Annotated in this window: 26 protein-coding genes and 2 pseudogenes; 24 read left to right on the forward strand and 4 right to left on the reverse strand. The window is 39.0% G+C overall.

Going from position 1 to position 23,190, the window contains the following annotated elements:
* Positions 1-112: 112 nt before the first annotated feature.
* The 5 genes from hflX to C9414_RS12180 all read left to right on the forward strand — a co-directional run bounded on the left by hflX (position 113) and on the right by C9414_RS12180 (position 5,059).
* Positions 113-1,384: a GTPase HflX gene (gene hflX, locus C9414_RS12155; RefSeq protein ID WP_041084763.1), complete on the forward strand. Its 1,272-nt coding sequence runs from the start codon at positions 113-115 to the stop codon at positions 1,382-1,384.
* A 6-nt stretch (positions 1,385-1,390) separates the two neighbouring features.
* Positions 1,391-2,671: a methionine gamma-lyase family protein gene (locus C9414_RS12160; RefSeq protein WP_107163714.1), complete on the forward strand. Its 1,281-nt coding sequence runs from the start codon at positions 1,391-1,393 to the stop codon at positions 2,669-2,671.
* A 90-nt stretch (positions 2,672-2,761) separates the two neighbouring features.
* Positions 2,762-3,172, forward strand: a complete 411-nt coding sequence (locus tag C9414_RS12165) for a MerR family transcriptional regulator (protein WP_039178801.1) — start codon at positions 2,762-2,764, stop codon at positions 3,170-3,172.
* 59 nt (positions 3,173-3,231) lie between these two features.
* On the forward strand, positions 3,232-4,566 hold the full coding sequence (gene glnA, locus C9414_RS12170; RefSeq protein WP_007499421.1) for a type I glutamate--ammonia ligase: 1,335 nt from the start codon (positions 3,232-3,234) through the stop codon (positions 4,564-4,566).
* 289 nt (positions 4,567-4,855) lie between these two features.
* Positions 4,856-5,059, forward strand: a complete 204-nt coding sequence (locus tag C9414_RS12180) for a hypothetical protein (RefSeq protein ID WP_107163716.1) — start codon at positions 4,856-4,858, stop codon at positions 5,057-5,059.
* Between the two features lie 175 nt (positions 5,060-5,234).
* Here C9414_RS12180 and C9414_RS12185 read toward each other — a convergent pair whose 3' ends face one another.
* Positions 5,235-5,450: a hypothetical protein gene (locus tag C9414_RS12185; RefSeq protein WP_242056701.1), complete on the reverse strand. Its 216-nt coding sequence runs from the start codon at positions 5,448-5,450 to the stop codon at positions 5,235-5,237.
* Between the two features lie 475 nt (positions 5,451-5,925).
* On the opposite strand from C9414_RS12185, the gene C9414_RS12190 reads away from it, so the two are divergent.
* The 9 genes and pseudogenes from C9414_RS12190 to C9414_RS12225 all read left to right on the forward strand — a co-directional run bounded on the left by C9414_RS12190 (position 5,926) and on the right by C9414_RS12225 (position 12,411).
* Positions 5,926-6,411, forward strand: a complete 486-nt coding sequence (locus C9414_RS12190) for an SMI1/KNR4 family protein (protein WP_107163717.1) — start codon at positions 5,926-5,928, stop codon at positions 6,409-6,411.
* A gap of 469 nt (positions 6,412-6,880) precedes the next feature.
* The gene (locus C9414_RS12195) at positions 6,881-7,063 is read left to right on the forward strand and encodes a hypothetical protein (RefSeq protein ID WP_073980085.1); all 183 of its coding nucleotides are present in this window, start codon (positions 6,881-6,883) and stop codon (positions 7,061-7,063) included.
* Between the two features lie 90 nt (positions 7,064-7,153).
* Positions 7,154-7,498 carry a structural protein gene (locus tag C9414_RS12200; RefSeq protein WP_107163718.1) on the forward strand — a complete coding sequence of 115 codons (345 nt, stop codon included), beginning with the start codon at positions 7,154-7,156 and terminating at the stop codon, positions 7,496-7,498.
* Between the two features lie 154 nt (positions 7,499-7,652).
* A complete protein-coding gene (locus C9414_RS20245; RefSeq protein ID WP_181286144.1) occupies positions 7,653-7,817 on the forward strand; it encodes a hypothetical protein in 165 nt (54 codons plus the stop codon).
* 469 nt (positions 7,818-8,286) lie between these two features.
* Positions 8,287-8,655 (forward strand): nuclear transport factor 2 family protein, encoded by a 369-nt coding sequence (locus tag C9414_RS12205; RefSeq protein WP_107163719.1) that lies wholly within the window; start codon positions 8,287-8,289, stop codon positions 8,653-8,655.
* A 617-nt stretch (positions 8,656-9,272) separates the two neighbouring features.
* Positions 9,273-10,147: pseudogene (locus tag C9414_RS12210) on the forward strand (phage minor head protein); the annotation flags it as partial.
* An 88-nt stretch (positions 10,148-10,235) separates the two neighbouring features.
* Entirely contained in the window at positions 10,236-10,640 is a 405-nt protein-coding gene (locus C9414_RS12215; RefSeq protein WP_107163720.1) for a hypothetical protein, read from the forward strand.
* A 104-nt stretch (positions 10,641-10,744) separates the two neighbouring features.
* Positions 10,745-11,449 (forward strand): annotated as a pseudogene (locus C9414_RS12220) (XkdF-like putative serine protease domain-containing protein); the annotation flags it as partial.
* A 329-nt stretch (positions 11,450-11,778) separates the two neighbouring features.
* Positions 11,779-12,411 (forward strand): hypothetical protein, encoded by a 633-nt coding sequence (locus C9414_RS12225; RefSeq protein ID WP_107163721.1) that lies wholly within the window; start codon positions 11,779-11,781, stop codon positions 12,409-12,411.
* A 73-nt stretch (positions 12,412-12,484) separates the two neighbouring features.
* Here the strand turns inward: C9414_RS12225 and C9414_RS12230 are convergent, their stop codons facing one another.
* A complete protein-coding gene (locus C9414_RS12230) occupies positions 12,485-12,673 on the reverse strand; it encodes a BlaI/MecI/CopY family transcriptional regulator (protein WP_107163722.1) in 189 nt (62 codons plus the stop codon).
* A gap of 79 nt (positions 12,674-12,752) precedes the next feature.
* Here C9414_RS12230 and C9414_RS12235 point away from each other — a divergent pair, with 79 nt between their 5' ends.
* The 5 genes from C9414_RS12235 to C9414_RS12250 all read left to right on the forward strand — a co-directional run bounded on the left by C9414_RS12235 (position 12,753) and on the right by C9414_RS12250 (position 17,881).
* The gene (locus C9414_RS12235; protein ID WP_107163723.1) at positions 12,753-13,598 is read left to right on the forward strand and encodes an SMI1/KNR4 family protein; all 846 of its coding nucleotides are present in this window, start codon (positions 12,753-12,755) and stop codon (positions 13,596-13,598) included.
* Between the two features lie 543 nt (positions 13,599-14,141).
* On the forward strand, positions 14,142-15,233 hold the full coding sequence (locus tag C9414_RS12240; protein ID WP_107163724.1) for a Rap family tetratricopeptide repeat protein: 1,092 nt from the start codon (positions 14,142-14,144) through the stop codon (positions 15,231-15,233).
* Positions 15,234-15,235: 2 nt separating this feature from the next.
* A complete protein-coding gene (locus C9414_RS20530; protein ID WP_258182627.1) occupies positions 15,236-15,370 on the forward strand; it encodes a hypothetical protein in 135 nt (44 codons plus the stop codon).
* Positions 15,371-15,485: 115 nt separating this feature from the next.
* Positions 15,486-17,408, forward strand: a complete 1,923-nt coding sequence (locus C9414_RS12245; protein WP_107163725.1) for a T7SS effector LXG polymorphic toxin — start codon at positions 15,486-15,488, stop codon at positions 17,406-17,408.
* Complete coding sequence (locus C9414_RS12250) at positions 17,408-17,881, forward strand: antitoxin YezG family protein (RefSeq protein ID WP_039178835.1); 474 nt, start codon at positions 17,408-17,410, stop codon at positions 17,879-17,881. Before C9414_RS12245 ends, C9414_RS12250 begins: the two co-directional genes overlap by 1 nt.
* A gap of 277 nt (positions 17,882-18,158) precedes the next feature.
* On the opposite strand, the gene C9414_RS12255 is transcribed toward C9414_RS12250, so the two are convergent.
* Positions 18,159-18,620, reverse strand: coding sequence for a macro domain-containing protein (locus C9414_RS12255; RefSeq protein WP_107163726.1), 462 nt, complete (start codon positions 18,618-18,620; stop codon positions 18,159-18,161).
* A 203-nt stretch (positions 18,621-18,823) separates the two neighbouring features.
* On the opposite strand from C9414_RS12255, the gene C9414_RS12260 reads away from it, so the two are divergent.
* Positions 18,824-19,366, forward strand: coding sequence for a GNAT family N-acetyltransferase (locus C9414_RS12260; RefSeq protein WP_039178842.1), 543 nt, complete (start codon positions 18,824-18,826; stop codon positions 19,364-19,366).
* Positions 19,367-19,507: 141 nt separating this feature from the next.
* On the forward strand, positions 19,508-20,089 hold the full coding sequence (locus C9414_RS12265; RefSeq protein WP_107163727.1) for an undecaprenyl-diphosphatase: 582 nt from the start codon (positions 19,508-19,510) through the stop codon (positions 20,087-20,089).
* A 52-nt stretch (positions 20,090-20,141) separates the two neighbouring features.
* Here C9414_RS12265 and C9414_RS12270 read toward each other — a convergent pair whose 3' ends face one another.
* Entirely contained in the window at positions 20,142-20,513 is a 372-nt protein-coding gene (locus C9414_RS12270) for an iron chaperone (protein ID WP_039178845.1), read from the reverse strand.
* A gap of 406 nt (positions 20,514-20,919) precedes the next feature.
* Between C9414_RS12270 and C9414_RS12275 the strand changes: the two genes are divergently transcribed.
* The 3 genes from C9414_RS12275 to C9414_RS20055 all read left to right on the forward strand — a co-directional run bounded on the left by C9414_RS12275 (position 20,920) and on the right by C9414_RS20055 (position 23,164).
* Positions 20,920-21,573: a CotZ-related putative spore coat protein gene (locus C9414_RS12275; protein WP_047203955.1), complete on the forward strand. Its 654-nt coding sequence runs from the start codon at positions 20,920-20,922 to the stop codon at positions 21,571-21,573.
* A 74-nt stretch (positions 21,574-21,647) separates the two neighbouring features.
* Positions 21,648-21,992, forward strand: a complete 345-nt coding sequence (locus C9414_RS12280) for a DUF3992 domain-containing protein (protein WP_047203956.1) — start codon at positions 21,648-21,650, stop codon at positions 21,990-21,992.
* Positions 21,993-22,036: 44 nt separating this feature from the next.
* Positions 22,037-23,164 carry a collagen-like protein gene (locus C9414_RS20055; RefSeq protein ID WP_142398059.1) on the forward strand — a complete coding sequence of 376 codons (1,128 nt, stop codon included), beginning with the start codon at positions 22,037-22,039 and terminating at the stop codon, positions 23,162-23,164.
* The last annotated feature ends 26 nt before the right edge of the window (positions 23,165-23,190 follow it).

A 23,190-nucleotide genomic window follows, 5' to 3' on the forward strand; every position in this document is an offset into this window, starting at 1 on the left:
TCCTTTTTATAAAGAGTCACTAAAATAAACCATCCGAATAGTGGTATACGTGTGATCTGTTTGGTATGATGGTACTACTGAAAACTTAAGTACAGAAAGGAAACAACTGACGTTGAATGAACATGAAATGACTGAAAAAGCGATCCTTGTCGGCTGTCAATTGCCGCATGTAACGGATGAACGCTTTCAATACTCAATGGAAGAATTAGCTTCCTTAACCAAAACGGCTGGCGGTGAAGCTGTCAGCGTGATGACGCAGAAGAGAAATAGACAAGACAGCGCAACGTATATCGGTAAAGGGAAAGTAGAAGAACTTGAGGTGCTTTGCGAAGAACTCGAATGTGATGTCATTATTTTTAACGACGAGCTTTCTCCAAGCCAGCTAAAAGCTTTGGCGACTGCTTTAGATGTAAAAATTATTGATCGTACGCAATTGATTTTAGATATCTTTGCTAAAAGAGCCCGTACAAGAGAGGGGAAGCTGCAAATAGAGCTTGCCCAGCTTCAGTATGCCCTGCCGAGACTAAGTGGACAAGGGATCAGCCTCTCAAGACAAGGAGGCGGAATTGGCGCAAGAGGCCCAGGTGAAACAAAACTTGAAACAGACAGACGTCATATTCGAAACCGCATTCACGAAATTAACGGGCAGTTATCTGCAGTCAAAGAACATCGAACAAGATACCGGGAACGCCGAAAGAAAAATGGTGTGTTCCAAATTGCCATTGTCGGGTATACGAATGCCGGAAAATCAACTTTGTTTAATCAATTAACAGAAGCAGATAGTCATGAAGAGGATCTGCTGTTTGCGACACTTGACCCAATGACGCGTAAGATGACATTAGAATCTGGCTACAGTGTGCTCATTTCGGATACGGTTGGCTTTATCCAAGACCTTCCTACAACACTGATCGCCGCATTTCGTTCAACCCTTGAAGAAGTGAAGGAAGCCGATTATTTGCTTCATGTCATCGACTCTTCTAATGAGGATTATGAAGGGCACGAACGAACGGTTCATGAGCTTTTAGAAGAATTAGAAGCGGACCGTATTCCAATGCTGACTGTTTATAACAAGGAAGATCAAATTAGACCAGATTTCATCCCATCTTCAAAGCATCGCCACATATTAATCAGTGCTAGACGCAAAGAAGATGTAAAAAGGTTAAAAGCGGATATTATGGCTGAGCTGAAAAAAGCCTTTTTAAAGCCATATCATGTGAAGATTCCAGCGTATGAAGGGAAGCTCATCTCTGCATTAAAATCAGAAACGCTTGTGGAATCACTAGAATTTCAAAAAGAAGCAGAGATTTACGACATCACCGGATATAGTGGTGAGGATCAGACCATCTTAGGTCAAATCAAGAAGTATATGTTGGAAAGGAATTAAATCAAGATGTTTCACACATTAAAACACGGCAGTATTTTAGAAAAAGCAGCAGCAGAAACAGAACAAGAGATATTACACGTACATCAGCAAATTGATCAAACGAGCGAACAAAATGAGTGGCGGGTTCTTGAAAGCTATCGAAAGCACAAAGTCAGTGACTCTCACTTTAATCCAACAACTGGATATGGCTACGATGATATGGGGAGAGACACGTTAGAAAAGATTTATGCGGATGTCTTCGGTGGAGAAAGCGGCCTTGTCCGTCCGCAGATCATTTCCGGCACACACGCGATTTCCATTGCTTTATTTGGTGTGCTGAGACCTGGCGATGAATTGATCTACATGACGGGAAAACCATACGACACGTTAGAAGAAATTGTCGGGATTCGCGGCAAAGAAGGGACAGGCTCATTAAAAGACTTCCAGATTGACTACAAAGCCATTGATTTGCGTCAAGATGGATCAGTCGATTACGACAAAGTAAAAGAGTCGATTTCTTCTAAAACAAAAGTCATCGGCATTCAGCGCTCAAAAGGCTATGCTTCAAGGCCATCCTTTACTCTAGAAGAAATTGAGCAAATGATTTCATTTGTGAAAGAGATAAATGAAGAAATCATTGTGTTTGTAGACAACTGTTATGGTGAATTTACTGAATTACAAGAGCCGTGTCATGTCGGAGCTGATCTCATGGCCGGTTCACTCATTAAAAACCCAGGTGGAGGTCTTGCCAAAACAGGCGGCTACATCGTTGGAAAAGAAAAATGGGTCGAAGCTTGCTCTTATCGAATGACATCTCCGGGCATCGGCAGTGAAGCAGGTGCATCGCTGTATGCCCTCCAGGAAATGTATCAAGGCTTTTTCTTGGCGCCGCATGTTGTGGCTCAAAGCTTAAAAGGCGCAGTATTTACGGCTCGTTTTCTTGAGAAGCTCGGATTCCAAACAAACCCAGCGTGGAATGCGAAAAGAACAGATTTGATTCAATCTGTCGAATTTGGAGATCCTAAAAAAATGATTGCGTTCTGTCAGGCAATCCAGTATGCATCTCCGATTAACAGTCACGTCACACCACATGCAAGCTATATGCCGGGCTACGAGGATGATGTCATTATGGCAGCGGGGACGTTTGTACAAGGAGCCAGTATCGAATTATCAGCCGATGGTCCGATCAGACCGCCTTATACTGCCTATGTGCAAGGCGGTCTCACGTATGCCCATGTGAAAAATGCGATTTGCAGTGCTGTCGATGCCTTATTGGATCAAGGTTTTATTGAAGTGCCTGCTCAATAAAAAAACCATGTTAATATTCCTAACATATTGTTGACACATAATATAACATGACATATAATAAATTTAAGCAAAGAGGAGGAGACAGTTGAGATGAGTGATAACATTCGCCGCTCAATGCCTTTATTCCCAATTGGGATTGTCATGCAGCTAACAGAATTATCTGCAAGACAAATTCGCTATTATGAGGAAAATGGTTTAGTATTTCCAGCAAGAAGTGATGGAAACCGCCGATTATTTTCTTTTCATGATGTTGATAAATTACTAGAAATTAAAAACCTCATCGAACAAGGTGTAAACATGGCAGGAATCAAAAAACTTTTTGCCAAAGCTGAGGCAGAAAATCCATCGTCTGATAAAAAGACGGAGGAAAAAACCACAGCTAAGCACAACTTGTCAGATGATGAACTCAGGAAGCTACTGAAGAAGGAACTCATTCAGGCTGGACGTTTCCAACAAGGAACGACCTTTAGGCAGGGGGATATGTCAAGGTTCTTCCGTTAACCAATTAGCAAAAGCATTGCTATACACATTTTACCTTTTGTAGGGAGGAGTTTTACGAAATGGCAAAGTACACAAGAGAAGATATCGTAAAATTAGTAAATGAGGAAAACGTAAAGTACATCCGTCTGCAATTTACAGACATTCTCGGAACGATTAAAAATGTTGAGATTCCTGTGAGCCAGTTAGAAAAAGCTCTCGATAACAAATGTATGTTTGACGGTTCATCTATTGAAGGATTCGTACGTATCGAAGAATCAGATATGTACCTATACCCAGATCTAAACACATTTGTTATTTTCCCTTGGACAGCAGAAAAAGGTAAAGTTGCACGCTTTATTTGTGACATTTATAAGCCAGACGGGACACCGTTTGATGGAGACCCGCGTAACAACTTAAAGCGTATCTTGAAGGAAATGGAAGAACTAGGATTTAGCGATTTCAACCTTGGACCTGAGCCAGAATTCTTCTTATTTAAATTAGATGAAAAAGGCGAGCCAACGCTTGAACTAAACGATAAAGGTGGATACTTTGACCTTGCACCAACAGATCTAGGTGAAAACTGCCGCCGTGATATCGTGCTAGAGCTTGAAGAAATGGGCTTTGAAATTGAAGCATCTCACCACGAAGTAGCACCAGGACAGCACGAAATTGATTTCAAATATGCAGGCGCAATCCGTTCTTGTGATGACATTCAAACATTCAAACTCGTTGTCAAAACCATTGCGAGAAAACACGGTCTTCATGCGACATTCATGCCAAAACCATTGTTCGGTGTAAACGGATCTGGTATGCACTGTAACCTATCATTATTCAAAAATGGTAAAAACGCATTCTTCGATGAAAAAGCAGATCTACAATTAAGCGAGACTGCTAGACACTTTATCGCAGGTATCGTCAAGCACGCAACAAGCTTTACAGCAGTCACAAACCCAACGGTTAACTCATACAAGCGTCTTGTACCTGGCTATGAAGCACCTTGCTATGTGGCATGGAGTGCACAAAACCGCAGCCCATTGATCCGTATCCCGGCATCACGCGGCATCAGCACACGTGTAGAAGTGCGTAGCGTAGACCCATCTGCAAACCCATACCTTGCACTAAGCGTATTACTTGCAGCAGGTCTAGACGGAATCAAAAACAAACTAGACGCACCAGCACCAATTGACAGAAACATCTATGTCATGGACAAAGAAGAGCGCCTTGAAAACGGCATCGCTGACCTTCCTGCAACACTTGCAGAAGCACTCGAGCTGCTAAAATCAAACGAAGTGATGATCAACGCACTAGGCGATCACCTATTCGAGCACTTCATCGAATCAAAAGAAATCGAATGGGATATGTTCCGCACCCAAGTACACCCATGGGAACGCGATCAGTATATGTCTCAGTATTAATAAAGAAAACCCCTTGGAGCCATTGGCTTCAGGGGGTTTTTATTTTTGTGGGTGTTTCTAATATTTCAAAATGAAGAAGCCGCTACCCACAATTCACCCACAAAAAAGGCGTCTTTAAAACTTTTCAACGAAGGTCTCAGAAAAAGTATTCAAAACCTTGCTGAAATGATTGGTACGAAGTCCAAGTGGAGCGATATTGTCCGCTATATTTGCAAATACAGAGTGTCTAATTAGGAAAGGAAGAGGAATATCAGATGAAAAACAAATTTACAGAAGGAGACTTGTGCGAATGAATAATCCTTACAAAGTTACAAATTCAACCATCTCCATTAATAACTTTATGACCAAAGGAGAAGTGAAAGTCATTATTCTATATGGCCATTCCAACCAAGCGTTTTTAGCTGAAGCATCTATTTACGGGAAAAGGGAAATCACTACACGTGACGGCCAATTTACAAAGTTAAATTACTCAAGTTCACACAAAATAAAATAGCAGGAGGCTTCCACCTGCAGGAAACAGTCAAAAATAAGTTAATTGCTAATGATTCTGAAATTATTAAAACAGGCATAGTGATGGCAACTATAAATTTTAAAGTTAGCTAATTAAAAGTGAGATAGGGGTATCTCACTTTTAATACCAACCTTGATATTTGCCTGTCCGAGTACCATCACCCTCTTTTGCATCTTTTAGGAGGAAAGAGACAAATGATAGATTCTTTTTGTGTATTGGCTTTTAGATGAATAGTTTTCAGCTCAACTTGAGGAGTTATAATCTTTTGACTCATGTTGCTGTCTGCATTAGAAGTTGAAGCGAATGCAGGAGATCCAGAAACCAGTAAAGCAAAGGATAATGCGGAACAAGTTATAACTTTCTTTAATCTCATTTAAAACACTCCCTAGTTTATTTTGACATCCTTAATTATCCTATATTTTATAAAAAATTCAAGGGTATTTTTGTAAAATACGAACGATTTTCAGAGTTAGATAGATTATAAGAAAATTTCCATATGAACTTTCAAGGAGTGGTAGGATGAAATCTGAACAATTGTGATTACTTCAAGGGATTGATGAGAAATCATAGTGGTAAATCATTACCATCACCAACAAAAGCAGATATGAAATGGTATAAGCCTGAAGATAGAGTAAAGAGAGATAAGGACATCCGAAATAAATATATCAGATGTATATTAGTAAATACGGAGATTCTAAATGGGATTGGTCTGGTTTAGACATTCACCATGTTATTCCTTTAGAATATGGTGGAGATAATAAAATGGGTAATTTATATGCACTCACAAGAACGCTGCATCAACAAGAGGTTTCTACTTGGTGGAGAGGATATAGATAGAAGGTGAAAGATTGGGTAGGATCGTGCAGATATTAGAAAAGCTTAAAAATCAATTAGATGAGAAGAACATCATCAAATTCTCGGTAGACGGTGAAGTCTATGAAAAGTGCTGTACCTTTAATGCCCCAGCCGATCAAGAAAATATAAAACAATTTGAAAAGAAACATCATGCATTGCCTGACGATTTCAAAGAGTTTTTATGTCTACATAATGGCGCAAGAATATTTGAAGACATAGTTTTTGGGAACAAGGTGGGTGGAGGATTACACATTTTCAGTTTAGAAGAAATCGAATCCGAGTTGTCTAATGATTTTTTTGATCAGGTTGATGGAACAGCTATTGCTGCTCTTTTTGAAGGGTGCTACTTGATGATAAATAAGGGAAATTCCAACCTTTATCTATTTGAAGACGGTTTAGAATATAGGCTGCTTGATGTAGATTTTGAAACTTTTCTTCAGAAGTATATTAATTCTGAAGGCGATGCGTTTTGGGAATAATAGAACCAAAGTGTCCATGTTTATGGGCACTTTTTTTATTTGTATTGCCGAGAAAGAGCCGACAAAAAGGGGGATAAAAAGGGGACCTTTTTTCCTAAGCGGATCATCATATGATAGAGACAAGCAAAACGAACGTGAATATTTTGTCCAGAAGGAAGAACCTGCGGACGCTGATCATTGAGCACTCTAAGTGCCTTGATTGGTGTCCGCTTTTTTATTGGGAGACGCGCCTTTCCCTTATCAATGGCGTATCTGGATACGGAATAAAGGTGATGAGGAATGTGACCATACGAGAGGGACGTTCTGAGCCTGGATAGCAGCTGGTCTGCGGCAGCCGTATCGAGGACAGTTTTTCATTTTACTTGATGAATGGCTGTACTTGGCATCCTCTCGGAGTGTAGTCATCATTCAAAAATCTATTTAAGCGAATAGCGTAAGGTGGTGCTTATTCGGCAAGGAGAGTATGAACATGAAGATCAGGGATTCTGTTTCTAAAGAGACATTAAAGCAATTTAAAAGCATTGCTCCTGGTTCTAATAGAAAGAAGGAGAACGATGCTGATCCCATTACCAATAGGGATTGGGAAGAAATCATGGGAACGAGACGCGAAACGTATCAAAGACAAGGCGGCCGTATTCGGAGGAAACGATGATTTGATGGGAACAGTCGTCTTTTGGGTGTATGGCTGCACGTGCTTTGGTGAGGGATAGGAGCGCAAAATATAAAAAGGGAGATGATGAGCATGGCATCAGGATTTGGAGTGTCGGCGAGCCCGACAAAAGCTAATCACAAAATTGGAGAGGATAAGGTCGTACGAATTGCAGTACAAAACCACAATGACTTTAGTGTTGGTCCCAACCTTATTCCACAAAGAAAGGTTAATGGAAAGTGGGAGACAATTAAAACAAATTCCCCAAACCCCCTTAACCCAGGTGAAAAACTTTATGATCAATTTGACATCAAAGAGTCATTTGGTAACAAAAAAGGTACTTATCGCTTTAGAGTGGATGTAGAACGTTACGACAAAAAGGGCAATCATGTTGCAACTCTTGGAACATTCTACACTAGCGAATTTTACATTAAATAGAACCAATTCAGTGAACACCTGAAAATTTCCAAATCACCTTCGATATATGTTTAGGAGGTGATTTCTATGAATGAAATTAACGAAACCAACGAATTTACATCATTTGAACAGAGTAAATACATCGGGATTTATTTGAAATAATTTGGGGAAAAAGATGCATAAAGCAACTATTAATCAACAAACAGCATTTAAAGAGAAAATAAAAAAGCAGTATAATAGAAAAGAGATTCAAATGCTTTTGGGTAGGACTGAAGATATTATAGAGAATAAGAAATCTAATAAGCATTACATTGATGCAACAAATAAACCTAATAATTGACTAGACTTTGCTAGAACGATTGGTATTATTAGCTTGTCGCTCTCTTGAGGAGTGTGGATTGAAAGAAACTATATCTTTAAAGTTAAGAAGAGCCAATGATGTAATTATCATTGGCTCTTTTCTTTTAACGGAATTTAAGTTACCTAAAATCCGAATGGGATAACAGAATTTAAGTTACCTAAATAAAGGGGTGTGTTCTTTACAAGAGCACCCCTTTTTCGTATAGGCGAGGGGCTTGGCACGCCCCCAAGCTTAAACGAGAGCGCGGCAGCTTCACATGCTCCTTATACATTATAATAGGTGTACTTAGTACACCGCTAATATAACAAGGCTTTAAAGTGCACCAATAAAGCGAATGAGTGTAGAATGACATAAATTCCAACCAAGAACTTTTTTTTGTTCATTTTGATATAATAGATTCAAAACACTAGTTAAGAACTGCGCTTAATTAAAAAATAGAGGAGTACTTATGAAAGAAGAAATTATAAAAAAATATTTCTTTATGTGGGTAACTAGAGATTTTACGTTTTTAGATACGTATTTTTCTGATGATATTATCTACCGCGAATGTTATGGAGCAATGTATGTAGGTATAGAGGAAGTCCATTTGTGGATCAAAAAAATGTTACTGAAGCAAGTTGTCTTAGAATGGAAGATAAAAAATATTCATCAAGTAAATGATACCTTATTTTTTGTAGAATGGTTTTTTAAAGCAAAAGAAGAACAACTTTATTCATTTGATGGTATATCAATGATTAGATTTGATGGAAATAAAATCCGATTAATAGAAGAGTATGAAGCTAAACACGAAACTTTTAGACCATGTAAGATTGATTAAAGATGTCCAGGGACAAGAACATCAATCACATGCACTTAAAACTGATACGATGTGAGGTTAAACACGGTTGAGGGATACTCTGTATGAATGGTACAGAAAATTGTCCAGGGACAAATTTGCTCCGTTTATTAAAGATTGTCGAGGGACAAGAACATGGTCCCCATTGAAGTCGCTATTTTAGCGGCTTTTTATTTTATCGGTACAAGTTCTTGTCCCGATTGCCGGAATGCGAAAAGAACATGTTACTATTGCCAATTAGTCATAAATCTAATCGATAAAAGTTTGGTACTTTGTGTCATTTTGGTAGGGAACTTTGCGTCAATGTACAATGAGCTTCACATTCAGGAGGCTTCATATTCTATTATTTTGAAACAGCACTTTTTTCAATCATGTCTTTTTTATTTGGAAGTATGATGAATCATGGTATCACTATAGTTGAAAAATTTAATGTACATGCGCCTACATTTATGATCTTGTATGTTTCTTTTTTAACTTTGGGAATTCGGAAAATGCAAAACTTTGTTGATAGAAAAGAGAACAAAGTTTTGATTAGATATAAACGATTACTACAAGAATGTTTAGATGAAATTCCAAATAGAAGTTTTAAATAAGTATCGGACACTTTTGTACAAAAAGCGGAGGAAGATGAGGTCAAGGAACTCAAAGCAGCGGTGGCTGATTTCCCTGAACTGGAGGATATCCTTTCTTTGGTGGAAGAGTATGAGAAAACCACCGCTAAATTGTTCAGAATGCAACGCAGGACGTTTTTAAATGCTTTGAATGGTTTTATATCCAAGGACGATTCAGAGACGTTAGAATCCATTCTGGCTTTTTTTAATGATGATCTATTCACTTCAGATGAGTTTGCAGAGCTATTTGGAAAAGAAACGGCTGTCTTTCTAACACTGACCGTCACGCAGCTGGCTGAGAAAATCATGAATTCCATCGATGCAGATATCCCATTCAAGGTGCTTTCTGAGAAAACTGAACAGTGGATTGAATCATGGTCACGGGAATTGCGCAGCTGATGCAGCTGAATACTCATACAGCCATTGAGCAAACACTGAAAGATGGCATAACAGAAGGCCGCTCTATCCAGGAGATTGAACTGGAACTGAAGGACCTTCCTGAATTCAGCCGGAAACGCGCACGTGTAACAGCCATTACAGAGGTGTTGACCGCTTCTTCCGTCGCTCAACATGAATCCTACGTCCAATCCCCGGCAGTAACGGGGAAGAAGTGGAAACACAGCGACGGGAAGAAGAATCAGTCGAGAGAAAGTCACGTGCAGCTGGACGGCACGATTATTCCTCTCGATGAAGAATTCGAGATACCAGGCAGCGGAGAGCGGTGCATGTTTCCGAGAGATACACAGCTCACGCCAAAAGAGCGAGTAAATTGTCATTGTGCGGTTGGTCCTGTGGTTGATCCAGTCATTTTGGGTTTGTCCGCTGAGGAAAAAGAAACCATTCGTTATAAAGTGCTAGAATAAAATAGACCGTAAGTAATATAACGTTTAATAGGCTCAAGCATACTTTATTTAGTGTTGTTAAATAAAAATGCGTAAAGGGGATATAAACATGTATTACATGCCTAAGATTTATTCTGTATCATCACCACCTGAGTATATGATAAGGGCTAGAGATCATTGGAATAGTCATCGAAATGAAGCGATAAAGATAGTTGAAGAATATCAAAGAAACCCTAATTATCCATTCCCATGTGCTCCAGGGGATACAGAATGTGAAGGGATTTCATATAGGAATGTAAATGACGGTGATCTGCAAAAATGTCGTTTTAAGTGGGGGTTAATTTTTACTGGCTTCAATATTGGTGGACCTTTTATTGTAAGAGTCTTTAATATTTCTAGATTTGAATTTCACCCTCAGACAGGTAATATTATTAAAATTATAGGTTATGACTCTGATTATCCAAATGTAGAAGTATTTTATTATCCTAATCAAATATGGGCGATATTTTGCTAAATGCGGCCTGGAAAAAGACCCGTTTAAGGGTCTTTTTCTTTTGAAAGGAGGTGAATGAATTGCCACGCGAATTAATAAATGCAAAGATCACACACGTTTCATAAGTGGACAAGGCTGCTAATCAAAAGCAGTTCTTTTTTATGAAGTCAGAAAAACAGCCAGACTTTCAAAAAGAGATCAAAGTCATTGCGAAGGCTGATGATGCGCAGCGTCTTGTGTACGGTATTGTTTATGAACCAAACGTAGCGGATGCTCATGGGGATTACATGACACCAGAGGAAATTGAGAAAGCGCTCATGGGTTCCTGAAGGATGCACGTGAGATCGACAAGCAGCATGATTTCCAAGGCGGTGTCGGGGAAGTCGTTGAATCTTATATCGCTCCTTCCGATTTTGAAATGGGCGATGAGCTGATCCGAAAAGGATCTTGGGTGCTTGTGACAAAAGCATCTGATGAAATCTGGGAACAGATTCAAAAGGGGTGAGATCACCGGATATTCAATGGCCGGAACAGCAGACATAGGTAAACAAGAGCGTGAGCCAGCTTCTGAAGAGAAGGGGCTTTTTTCTTTGCTCAAAAACTTCTTAATGAAGAATGAGAAGCCAGCGGAAGAAGTAAAAAAGGCAGGACGAAAGTTTTCAGCTGCTAACCTGAATGAGCTAAAAAATGCAAGAGCCGCTATCGACAATCTGTTGAATCAAGCGGAAGAGAAGGAGGAAGAAGAAGTGAACAAAGAAGATTTGCAAAAGATGCTAGATGAAACGATTGCACCAGTCGTAAAACATCTGGATGACCTTGAAAAGGGGGAAGGCGAAGGATAGCCTAATACGCAAAAAAAAACAAATTGATGAAGCTGTCGCAAAAGAAATGGCCGCAGCTGTAGGGATGTCTAGGTCCACAAGATGCAAATAATTTGTATCGATGTATCAAATATAGGTTGTACGAACTTCTCATTCTTTTAAGGAAACAAGTGGTTAAAGATTTCCGATTAAAAAATTGAAATGATTGATAAAGTAAAGTAGTACTTCATTATAAGTACAAATACTGGTAGAATTGAGCAAGCAAACCATAAAATGCAACTGAGTTAAATCAGTATAGCCAGTATTCAAAAATAATTACAATATGAGGGAGGAATTTAATGGAGTATGTATTAATGGAACCACCAATTATAATGGAATCCTTTGAAACTTTATCAAAGAAAGAGGCTAAAATTCTGTTTGATTGGTTTGTTAATCAGATACCACTACGGATTGAAGTTTTGAAAAATGTTACTAATGAAGAGGTGGACTTTAATTTCACTCCCGAATCACTTATAGATATCTATAGTTGGTTTTTATCTCAGATTGAAATTTATGAATTATCAGAAGAAGAGATTGGTAGAGAATTAGAAGAATTAAGGCAATATCCTGATTTTATTTATGAAGATGAAAAAAAGAGTTTATTGGCTAATCCAGTTGAAATTGCAAAAGTGGACTATGCAATAGCAATGGATATTGGTATATATTATGGGGAAACCATTAGGAGAAACTATCCGCAAGTGAAGTGGACATACTTTACTAAGCCTAAATCACATTCCTTTTTAAACAAGCCAGTATTATATTTTAATGATGCAGATGATGACATGATATCTTATGAAAGAGAACCAATCGATCTGATGTTTGTTCTTAATCAAAGAATAAAAAGAGGCGAGATTACAGATCGCAGTTTGTATGAACTTTATCAATACGATATGAATGAAATTCTCGGTATCTTTGAGGATCCTGAAGATTAGAAAAAAGGGCAGCTTCTGGCTTGTAGATTGCTTCTTTTAGTAATTTGATAAAAAACGAACGGCTAACTTAAAGTTAAAAACGCCATTCTCTTTTCTCTTTTTTCCTTTTCAATTCTTCTTTTGCCAGAAGGTTTTTGACTGCTTGCCTAACAGTCTTCTCATCTTTATCTGTTTTTCTTTTCAAATCATCTATTGTTGGATTCTTACGGAAGCGACTCATCTTATCAATAATTCGATAAATCTTTCTCTTAAGATTACACATACAATCACCATCAAAAACAGTTTGATAGAATAGAAGTTCGCAATGGGGTTTAGTTTAATGAAACTGGAGGAAATAAACTTTGAAATCTTTTTGGGAAATAGACGAGGAAGGTTACCATACGTTAAAAAAGATCAACGAAACAGAAATATCTAAGGCTGAAAGGAAACTAGGAGTCACTTTGCCAGATACATATAAAAAGCTCATATTAGAACAGAATGGTGGTTATACCATTCATAATGCTTTTCCAACGACTCACTCTAATTCATGGGCTGAGGATCATATTCAATTTAATCATCTTTTGGGAATTGCTGAAGATGAAGGGATTATGGATAGTGCCTATTTAATAAAAGAGTGGGAGCTGCCAGAAGGGCTTGTTTTGATTAACGGGGATGGCCATACTTGGGTAGCGATGGATTATCGAAAAACGAAAGAGAATCCTGCAATTCATTATTTTGATGTTGAGATGGAAGAAGACTTTAAATTAGCAGATTCCTTTGATGAATTCATTGAGGGGCTTTATACAGTTGAGTACGCTGTTGATGAGGAAGCAACAGAGGTTGAATATGAGCTTCCTGAGGTTTATTTGAGTAAAGAGGAATTCGAAGCCATTTTAAAAATGGATGAGCCTCATACATATGACATTTATAAACTTGAATGTTATCCGATGTTAGAAATAAAAGATATTGAGTGGTTTTTCAAAAAGCTAAGGGACTATATTCCAAGTGTTAAAGATGAACTTACTCTACATGAAATAGCTTCGAGTATTGATTCTCTTCTCTTGCAAAATCAAAAACGAATGCCAAAAAGTGTAGAGCTAATAGAAATTTTACAACAAATTATTAAATTTTTAGGAAACCACGAAATGCCCGAAGTTGTGAATGTTTCGGAGCATCTTGCTATGAAAGTAGAGGAGCTGAGTTCCTGAATTCAAATGTAAGTGTGGAATTAGTGAATGTCTAGAATATATAAAGACAGGTCATACTAGTGGAAGATTTAGAAGGGCATCAAAAAATATTGAACGTAAAATACCCATGGGAACGCGATCAGTATATGTCTCAGTAATAACAAAGCAACCCCCTTAGGGTCATTGATTTCAGGGGGGTAATTTGGTCAAATTATATTCACAAAGAAGAAAACGAGATGTAAATCTATGTTCAAAAAGAGAATTCTAAAGAAAATGTTTTAAATTTGTTTCTACGCTACTAACTTCAATAACATTTCTTCTTTGTATTATATCCTTTAGAAAACTCTGTTACTTCTTGTGTTACAGGATACCTATGTTTAATTCTCTACTCCCATGTCGTTCCTCTTTTAATGCACACTACATAAAACATACCTTTTATAGATAAAAGTATTTTTGCATTTTGCGGGATACCGAAAACTTTTAAAATGAACACCTTGTCTTTACATATGTTGTAAATGTCATGTTAAAATTATACAAAGGAAATGATAGCAAGGGGGTAATGGGATGTCGAATTTGATTTCTTCTGTAGATGTAGCAAACACGCTCAACAAATGGTATTTACATATTAAAAAGAGGGAAGTTTCACAAGCAGTAGAGCTGAGGGATGAGATTCAAGAAATGTTAGGCGAAATGGAAGAAAATCAAGATGTGTTACTCTATTTCAATATTCTTGATTACAGATTTAAGGTACTGATGGAAGATTTAGTGGGGCAACCAACAATAACAGAAAATGAAAGAGTCAAAACAGATGACATGCTAAGGTTTTACTTTTATCTTTTCAAAGGTATGTATGAGAGTGCAAAGAATAACTATTCAGAAGCCCTAGTCCTATTCAGAGTAGCTGAGAGACAGTTGGACAAGGTACATGATGAAATTGAAAAGGCTGAGTTCCATTATAAAATTGGCACACTCTACTATTTCAATAAAGTCACGCTTCTTTCTCACCATCATCTACAAACAGCAAAGGACATCTACAAAGGCCATGAAGGTTACAGCATACAGACCATAAACTGTAATATGTTGTTGGCACTGAATTTGATTGATGACGGTAGACTAGACAAAGCTGAACGGATACTTTTGGATTGTGTCGATAGACTGATTGAAAAGAATGATAAGAGATTGTTAGCGTTGGCTTATTATGATTTGGGATTTCTCAAAATTCAATATGACCACCATATAGAAGCAATTGAATATTTTAACAAAGCAATTTCGGCAGATGATCTAAAACAGTCAGCTCCTGTTTCATACTTACAATGTGCGTATGAATTTGCAAGATCAAGCTACAAATCAAATCAGTTCGATCAGGCAATAAGTTGGGTTGCTGAGGGGAAAAACTTCTCTAAAGAACAGCAGAACACAAACTTTATGTTGAAATTCAATATCCTTGAGAAATGTTATAAAACACCACAGGAAAGCTATGAAGATATCAAGAAAGGGCTATGTCTTTTGGAAGAAAGAAAAGCATATGTTGATATAGAGGCTTTAGCTCCTGATGTTGCCTCCATTTATAAGAAGTTAAATCTTTATGAAGAAAGTAACTACTTCTTGGAATTGGCTTTAAAATCTTGTACGCTAATAGGAAAGGAGGTCATATGATCATGAAAAAAATAATGATGATGATTACTACTGCTTTGCTATTATGTGCAATTCTTGGAATGCCTGCTGGACAACAAACTCAGGCAGATGCTAAAAATGAGGTAGTGTTGCTTTTCTCTAGAGGTGCAGGATCATAAAAGGGAATCCACACTACGGAGGATAATTGGTTAAAAAACGATAAAGTGGATTAAAGTGTCAGACTCCTTATGGTATTCTAGTAAAAGAATATTCCATAAAAGGAGTCTTTTTTATATGAAAATATTAGATGCTCCATCTTTACTGTCAGCTGTCGAACAAAGGTCAAAAGTCTATCAGGAGCTTCGAGACGAAATGCAGCATGTGAAAAAAGCATTAAAAAGTGTGTCGGGATTAGGTGATGAATTTACTGGAAAAGGTGCAGACAATATCAAAGCCTTTTATGAGGATCTTGCGCTTTACACGGACACTTATCTTGATTTTATTGATATGCAAAAAGCTTTTTTAGATGGGGTAAAAGGAAAGCTTGATGATGAATCGTTAGGCGGGAGTACATTTATTGAGGAGCATTTCTTAGACGCTCAACTGAAACAAGGGATTCAGAATAATAAAGATATGGTCAAGGAACAAAAAGAAGCCCTATCCACTATTTTTGACGACATCCGTGATCTCATAGAACTGAATGTATTTTCAAGTAAAGAGGTCAATGAACATTTAGACGATGCGAACAAAAAAAGAAAAGAGGCAATTGGTGCTTTACATAAAATAGATCATGAGCTAAAAACAGAATACGCAAAATCAGAAGCGATTGAAAAACACCTCTCAACTTTTTATGCAAAAATGATGGCTGCTACAGGAAAAGGAAAAAATGCGCAGCCCATGTGTTACGATGCAAAAGCATTTCATGAGACAGATGTGTACAAGAACCATGATAAAATCGATGCACAGGTGAAAGCATATTTAAAGGTGAAAAAAGAAGAAAAAGAGAAACGAAGAATCAAAGAATTGAAGGAAAAGCTCAACGATCCTTCGTGTATATCAGAAGAGAAATACTTTGAGATTGTAGACGAAATTGGATATGAGAATCTTTCTTATGATCAAAAAATGTATTACAGCCAGCTTCTCCAGATCAAAGCGCAGGAAGAAGCCTCAGAGGGGTTCGTTGATGTTGTAAAAGGTGCAGCAGTTGGTCTATATGATGTGGCCAAAGATACAGTAGTTGGCATCTATGATCTTGTGACAGATCCTGGAGGTGCCGTTGAATCGGTTGTAACGGCTGTTTCACATCCAATTGAAACATCGAAAGCGATTGGAAAGTCGATTTCGGACTCATTCCAAAAAGAAGTCATCGATGGTGATGCATATTCTCGATCACACTGGTTTGCCTATGCGACTGGTTCTCTAGCAGAAATCGTCTTTGGTTCTAAAGGTGCAGGAGCCATTACAAAAACGGGGACAACAGCGGCCAAAACGACTGTGAAGAAAGGGCTTGAACAAGGAGCAAAATCATTAGACAGAGTTTCTATTCCGAATCTATTGCCATACTCACCAAAGTTTCAACTGGCTGGTGGCCCGAAGCTGCCGTATAACGTGTTTGACGGAGAAAATCTCAAAAATAAACTCCTCTCTATGGCAAAGCGTCTAGACAACAATTCAGGATACGGTATCTCTAAGACAGGCAGACGATTACCAGCACCAAAATCACCACCGACTGTTGTTAGCTACGGAGATCACTATGTGAGATGGAAACGTAAAAAAGTATTAAAACCAAATGTTGTTTATTCAACAAAGCAAGGCTACACCTACACAACCGATCACTACGGACGTATTGTCAAAGTCGAAGCAAGTGATTTAAAATACGGAGAGGTCAAAAGAAACCAATATGCCCAATCCAATTCAGGTAAGCCAGATCGATTACTAGATGATGACGGAGGTCACTTGATTGCAACTATTTTTAAAGGGTCTGGGGATATTGATAATCTTGTGCCGATGAATGGGAATTTAAATAAAGGTGAATGGAAAAAGCTTGAGAATGCATGGGCTGATGCTCTTCAAAATGGTGATCAGGTTAAAGTAAAAATAACACCTAACTATAAAGCTGATTCTCTACGTCCAGAAACTTTTGATATTAAGTATAAAATTGGTGATGATGAATGGGAAATCAGACGATTCGATAATGTGTATGGAGGGAAAAAATAATGAATGAAGAAGAACTAGAACATGTTTACAAACAGATAGTTGATATTGTAGTTAAGACTATACCTGTCAATTGGGTAAAGGTGTATTTATATGGTGAAGTAGTTGAAGGTTCACAGACTGCTTACTTTTATTTTTTACCTGAGGAAAATAATGATCAGCCGATATATAGTCATGAGATCACTGAATTGTTTGAGGTGAGTGAACATGAATACAGAGAAAGATGGCATCAATTAGTTGACTGTATCCAAGAACTTAGGAGAGCGTTTGAACAAAGTGGTCAAGAGCCTTGGACAAATTTCACAATGATATTTAATGAAACGGGACATTTCAATATAGAATTTAATTATGATGATCTTTCGAATACAAACCCTCATGAAAGAAAAACCATTTGGAAATATAATCATCTAGGTATTATACCTAAAAGTAATTCTGGTAAAAAACATTTAGAAAAATACCTTTCTACATTAGAGTAACTTTTGAATTTTTTAAGATGTTATAAATTTCATTTTGATAGATTATAGAAAAAAAATAGAGAACTAATTGAGAGCACCATTCCGTGCAGAAATGGTGCTCTTATTAAATAATAACTCCTTATATTGAATAACAAAACAGACACATGTAACAACAAAATAAAATTATTGATTGTGATTGGAATCAATTGTTATTGATTAGCATGTCAAAGAAACCGATCAACGAAAGCAAAAAGATTGAAAAACAAATTCCCCTTCTAATTACATTTTTCATTTCCCTCTATCTAAACCGATAAACCCTCACCTCACAATCACCCAGTTCCTCTTCAATCATCTCTTCAACAATCGTCCAATCGCCACCGGCCAAGCCGCAGCCGATCCCGTATGGAATGGCGATGGACGTTTGGTTTTTCTCTTCAGGTGATTGTGTAACTGTATCCTTTAGGAGTTGAAAGCAGCTGCGTAATGCATCGTAGTCTGTTTGCTTTCTTGTTCTTCCGTATCCAACTTGGGCAAATAAGTTGGCAATTGTTTTTCCGTCTTTTGTTGTGATAAGTTGAACGGAGCTTAACAAGTCATCTCCTTGTTCTGTACATAACTGTTTATAATCTTTGTACACATTCGGATATTTGCTTTTGATCTGTTTCGCTAATCCAGCGCCCATGACTCCTTTACAGTTCACCTGGTGACAGATGATGTCTTCGCTTGCCTCTAAAATGTTGCCATCCACCGTATTGATCATATGATGTAACCCCTTTTTGATAAAATACAAACCTATGTTCTATTATAACAGTTGTCATCATGTTATTTAATAGCCAAAATGCTTTTGATGGGTTTATTTGAAGACAATTCAATATGAATCTGATTGTCAAAGTTGATACATGTCATCTAGAATATGGAGAGACTACAAACGCGAAATCAAGCAGAAACAGTGAGGGGTAACATATGAATCTATTAGAAACGAATCGGTTAATGATTAGACCGTTTTGCGATGAAGATGCGGCAGGAATGTTAGAGTACTTGGCTCATCCAAGAGTCAATTGTTTTCTTGATGATCGAATCTCTACATTGGAGGAAGCGGCTGCTAAGGTGCAAAAGAGAAAAGAAGATCACTCATATGTAGCGGTTTGTTTAAAAGAAAGTGGGCAGGTTATTGGTGAATTGTTTCATTTAAAAGAGGAGCCTGATACGTATGCAATTGGATGGAATTTTAATGCAGCGTATGAAGGGAAAGGATATGCGCGTGAGAGTGCTGAAGCATTCTTATCCTATTTATTTTTAGAAAAGAGAGCAAGGCGTCTTTATGCCTATGTAGAGGATGATAATGTCCGTTCACAGGCATTATGTGAGCGATTAGGCATGCGGAAAGAAGGCCTTTTTCTTGAGTTTATTTCATTTACGAACCATGAAGACGGCACACCTAAATATGAAAACACATATCAATATGCTTTGCTAAAAAAAGAATGGGTGCAACATCACTCTCGTTAAACAAGTTAGTACATGATGTTCAAGTGACAGCAAAGTGACAAACCTGTCATATGATTCCATGGTTTGTTCGTTCGATCGATGGAGGCAGACATCTCATTTCAATTATCCTTATCATAAATCATGTAAAAAGGATGAAATGAGATGCGGGGATTTAATGAAGATTTATTTAGGTGGGTGAATCAGCTCAGTATTGATTATGGTTCCTTGAATCCGATATTTATTGGACTAGCTGAATATACAGTGCTGCTAGCAGCGCTCATGTGTTTGTTTGTATGGTTTCAAAATCGCAGCAGGTACAATAGGGCGATGGTCGTTTCTGCTGGACTGACCTTCATATTGGCAGAGTTACTTGGGAAAATCGCAGGGGTGTTTTATTTCAATCAGCAGCCCTTTGCAGAAATGAGCCACGTCAATCTTTTGATTCAAAAGGAAGTGAATAACTCGTTTCCGAGTGATCATACGATTTTTATTTTTTCGATTTGCCTGATCTTTTGGCTGTTTCATAAACGCCATTTTTATTGGTTGATCATTGCGTGTGCTGTTGGATTTTCAAGGATTTGGGTAGGGGTTCATTATCCATTTGATGTCTTCGCAGGAGCTTCTATAGCGTGTTTAACAGCCGCTGCTGTTGTATATTTGCCGATATTTCAAAAAAGTGTTAATTCCATCTTGTCATGTTATGAGTGGCTTGAACAGAAAGTGGTAGGGAAGAGAACAAAATAACATGAAGCAGTAAAATACCCCGATCTGTTAACGGCTGAGATCGGGGTACTGTTTATTTTCGCCAAAACGTTGAACAATCCGCTTTGTCTTCGATATTAAATTCGATGATTTTTTTCAGGAGAGGATAATCAACTGGCAAGCTTTCTTTCATGCGAAACATCTTTTTTCCATGATCGTACCCAGCTCGTACAATGTCAGCTGAAAATTGATCAATTCCTTTTCCTTCTGGTGCGACAGAAATGTGATGTTTTGCGACGCTAAACCCAATAATAAATGTGCCGTGATCTGTGAACATAGGCTGATTCCAAGCAATTCTTGGCTCTAATTGAGGGAATGTGTCTTCTACCCATTGTAAGATGTCTTGAGTGCGCTGCTTCAGCTCGGGGTTACCGATGTTGCTGATATATTCTTCAAACACATACATGATGTTTATCCTCCATTTCCATCGACCTCATAAGCCTCAGACGGGATTCGAACCCGCACTCCTTTCGTAAGCATAGGCTAGGGGCAACACGCTTCCCTACGGAATTTCACCGACAGGAATCTCACCTGTCTCAGCTCATGTGCTTTTCGGTGCTTCTGAAACCCTTGCCTTGCGACCCGCCAGCTACAATTTGTTTTACGGCGCTCTTCCCTTCTAGAGCTACTGAGGCGTGTAAGTGATTGATCATATTATATAAAGAAACTCGATAAATGAAAAGCTGAGCTGATGACTGGTGCCGATGGTCCTTAGGCAATCGCACAAAATAGTCAAAGGCACATATGATAAAAGACCATATGGATTTGTATACAGCATTGAATTGGGCTGATGGAAAGTGACAAAACTGTTGATGAGTAAACTGAAAGAGATAAACAATCAAAAAAAAAATGATGGCTTTACTCACAAACGTTCATTGAGTTCTCCTTTTTTGCTCATCATGGAAGATGGGGAACCTTTCTACTCATGGGTGTTCTTTGAGAGAAGTATATTTAAGACTTGTTATTTTTCTTTGATTTCCATCAATGAAGAACAGAATTGTGTGGTGTTAGAGCTTCTTGTTCCGTGTTGCATGAGATCGTCGTGCTGTCAGAAAGTCTTGTATCGATCTAGCTCAAAAATCCTTGTCGACCTGTCTTTTTTATGCGGATTGATGAAAGTGAAGCTGCCTGTATATGATGCGCTCATATTAAAGAACATTGAATCTCATCACATCCTTCTTTATTTTTCAGCATCGTCCAGTTCGGTTGAAATATGGCGTAATGGAACAAAATTACTGAATACAGCAACAGTGGTTTTGCATCATCATGATGATCAAAATGTGCCAGTTTCTATCACCATTCAAACAAAAAAAACATGTCATGACATCTATGTCCAAAAGGGAGAAAGCCGGGCGGTTACGGTGAAAGATATGATGTTGATTTTAAAGAATCAAGCTGCTGAAAACGTGCAAGCGCGATTAGAAATACAATTAAACATGGTACAAAGGAAGAAAATAAGGCTTTAAGTTTGGGATAATCGCACAATCTTCGTAGATCACTAGATCATAGTCTATCAAGAATAGGTTGAAGGAGGGTTATAATGGCTATTTTAGGCGGGTGTAGTAATGAGCAAACAGGCTTTGTGAATGATGCAGTATGCTTCACGGTCGATTTAGCAGCTGCTGCTGATGCAGTTGTTGTCTGGACAGACGGAACACCATTTGTCATAAACGGGACCATTATGGTGGAAAACAATGGGATCGCAGCTGTAGCACCTACTGTGACATTAGAGGTAAACGGTGCGGCTGTTCCAGATTTCACAGTACCTCCAGGGGAGAGTCAATCCATTACGCTTAATGACCTGAACTCCATTGGGATTGTAGCTACTGGCGGGACCTCGACTGGAAGTATTGTCGTTTCTTTTTCTCTCAATTATCAGTATTAGTGTGTATGTCTTGAAGATTCCACAGATTGAAAGTAGTGAGAGACATGTGCGCCCAACTTAATATGTGTGGAGGTATAACGGGTCCAACGGGAGCAACGGGTCCAACCGGATCCACCGGCTCGACGGGAATAACCGGTCCAACGGGAGTAACAGGCTCGACGGGAGTAACAGGCTCGACGGGAATAACCGGCCCAACGGGAGCAACGGGTCCAACGGGAATAACCGGCCCAACGGGAGCCACAGGCCCAACGGGAGCAACGGGCCCAACGGGAGCAACGGGTCCAACGGGAGTAACGGGTCCAACCGGAGCCACCGGCTCGACGGGAATAACCGGTCCAACGGGAATAACCGGCCCAACGGGAGCAACAGGCCCAACGGGAGCAACGGGCCCAACGGGAGCAACAGGTCCAACGGGAGTAACCGGCCCAACGGGAATAACCGGCTCAACGGGAGTAACAGGTCCAACGGGAATAACCGGCCCAACGGGAGTAACCGGTCCAACCGGAGCCACCGGCTCAACGGGAGTAACCGGTCCAACCGGAGCCACCGGCTCAACGGGAATAACCGGCCCAACGGGAGTAACCGGCTCGACGGGAATAACCGGTCCAACGGGAGCAACGGGTCCAACGGGAGCCACCGGCTCGACGGGAGTAACCGGTCCAACGGGAGTAACCGGCTCGACGGGAATAACCGGCCCAACGGGAGTAACCGGTCCAACCGGAGCCACCGGCTCGACGGGAGTAACAGGTCCAACCGGAACAAGTGTAACGGCTAACTCAATGTACGCGTCCAATACGTCGGGAAGTACAGTGCTCGTTGTCTTAGGCGGAACAGCTGTTTCTTTGTCTAATAATCAGACTTTAGATGGTTTTACGGCAAGTGGTGGAAATACGGTATTTACAGTGCCAGTCTCAGGTCGCTATTTCATCACGTATCAAGTGAACACAAGCGTAGCACTACTTGCTGGAACGAGGATTGTCAACAGCGGATCTGCCATTCCAGGCTCTATTTTATCACCCGCTTTATCGGCATCTACCTACAATGTATCACTTATTACAACGCTTACAGCAGGTAACCAAATTTCTCTCCAAATTTTCGGAGTGGTCGCAACAGTTGTCTTACTTGGAGGAGGATCGGTTGGAGCGGCATTAACCATCATACGATTGGAATAAGATCAAAAAGCCCCAAAAAGGGCTTT

The sequence above is a fragment of the Bacillus sp. Nf3 genome, from assembly GCF_003028545.1.
Lineage (GTDB): Bacteria > Bacillota > Bacilli > Bacillales > Bacillaceae > Bacillus > Bacillus safensis.

Excerpts from the sequence above, each read along its gene's own strand:
- C9414_RS12165 (WP_039178801.1), top strand. The coding sequence starts at position 2,762 with ATGAGTGATAACATTCGCCGCTCAATGCCTTTATTCCCAATTGGGATT.
- C9414_RS12205 (WP_107163719.1), top strand. The coding sequence starts at position 8,287 with ATGAAAGAAGAAATTATAAAAAAATATTTCTTTATGTGGGTAACTAGA.
- C9414_RS12270 (WP_039178845.1), bottom strand. The coding sequence starts at position 20,513 with ATGTATGTGTTTGAAGAATATATCAGCAACATCGGTAACCCCGAGCTG.
- C9414_RS12230 (WP_107163722.1), bottom strand. The coding sequence starts at position 12,673 with ATGTGTAATCTTAAGAGAAAGATTTATCGAATTATTGATAAGATGAGT.
- C9414_RS12255 (WP_107163726.1), bottom strand. The coding sequence starts at position 18,620 with ATGATCAATACGGTGGATGGCAACATTTTAGAGGCAAGCGAAGACATC.
- C9414_RS12180 (WP_107163716.1), top strand. The coding sequence starts at position 4,856 with ATGAATAATCCTTACAAAGTTACAAATTCAACCATCTCCATTAATAAC.
- C9414_RS12160 (WP_107163714.1), top strand. The coding sequence starts at position 1,391 with ATGTTTCACACATTAAAACACGGCAGTATTTTAGAAAAAGCAGCAGCA.
- glnA (WP_007499421.1), top strand. The coding sequence starts at position 3,232 with ATGGCAAAGTACACAAGAGAAGATATCGTAAAATTAGTAAATGAGGAA.
- C9414_RS12250 (WP_039178835.1), top strand. The coding sequence starts at position 17,408 with ATGAATGAAGAAGAACTAGAACATGTTTACAAACAGATAGTTGATATT.
- C9414_RS20055 (WP_142398059.1), top strand. The coding sequence starts at position 22,037 with ATGTGCGCCCAACTTAATATGTGTGGAGGTATAACGGGTCCAACGGGA.
- C9414_RS12260 (WP_039178842.1), top strand. The coding sequence starts at position 18,824 with ATGAATCTATTAGAAACGAATCGGTTAATGATTAGACCGTTTTGCGAT.
- C9414_RS12215 (WP_107163720.1), top strand. The coding sequence starts at position 10,236 with ATGTATTACATGCCTAAGATTTATTCTGTATCATCACCACCTGAGTAT.
- C9414_RS20530 (WP_258182627.1), top strand. The coding sequence starts at position 15,236 with ATGAAAAAAATAATGATGATGATTACTACTGCTTTGCTATTATGTGCA.
- C9414_RS12225 (WP_107163721.1), top strand. The coding sequence starts at position 11,779 with ATGGAGTATGTATTAATGGAACCACCAATTATAATGGAATCCTTTGAA.
- C9414_RS12185 (WP_242056701.1), bottom strand. The coding sequence starts at position 5,450 with ATGAGATTAAAGAAAGTTATAACTTGTTCCGCATTATCCTTTGCTTTA.
- C9414_RS12195 (WP_073980085.1), top strand. The coding sequence starts at position 6,881 with ATGAAGATCAGGGATTCTGTTTCTAAAGAGACATTAAAGCAATTTAAA.
- C9414_RS12275 (WP_047203955.1), top strand. The coding sequence starts at position 20,920 with ATGAGTAAACTGAAAGAGATAAACAATCAAAAAAAAAATGATGGCTTT.
- C9414_RS12240 (WP_107163724.1), top strand. The coding sequence starts at position 14,142 with ATGTCGAATTTGATTTCTTCTGTAGATGTAGCAAACACGCTCAACAAA.
- C9414_RS12245 (WP_107163725.1), top strand. The coding sequence starts at position 15,486 with ATGAAAATATTAGATGCTCCATCTTTACTGTCAGCTGTCGAACAAAGG.
- C9414_RS12265 (WP_107163727.1), top strand. The coding sequence starts at position 19,508 with ATGCGGGGATTTAATGAAGATTTATTTAGGTGGGTGAATCAGCTCAGT.
- C9414_RS20245 (WP_181286144.1), top strand. The coding sequence starts at position 7,653 with ATGCATAAAGCAACTATTAATCAACAAACAGCATTTAAAGAGAAAATA.
- C9414_RS12200 (WP_107163718.1), top strand. The coding sequence starts at position 7,154 with ATGGCATCAGGATTTGGAGTGTCGGCGAGCCCGACAAAAGCTAATCAC.
- C9414_RS12280 (WP_047203956.1), top strand. The coding sequence starts at position 21,648 with ATGGCTATTTTAGGCGGGTGTAGTAATGAGCAAACAGGCTTTGTGAAT.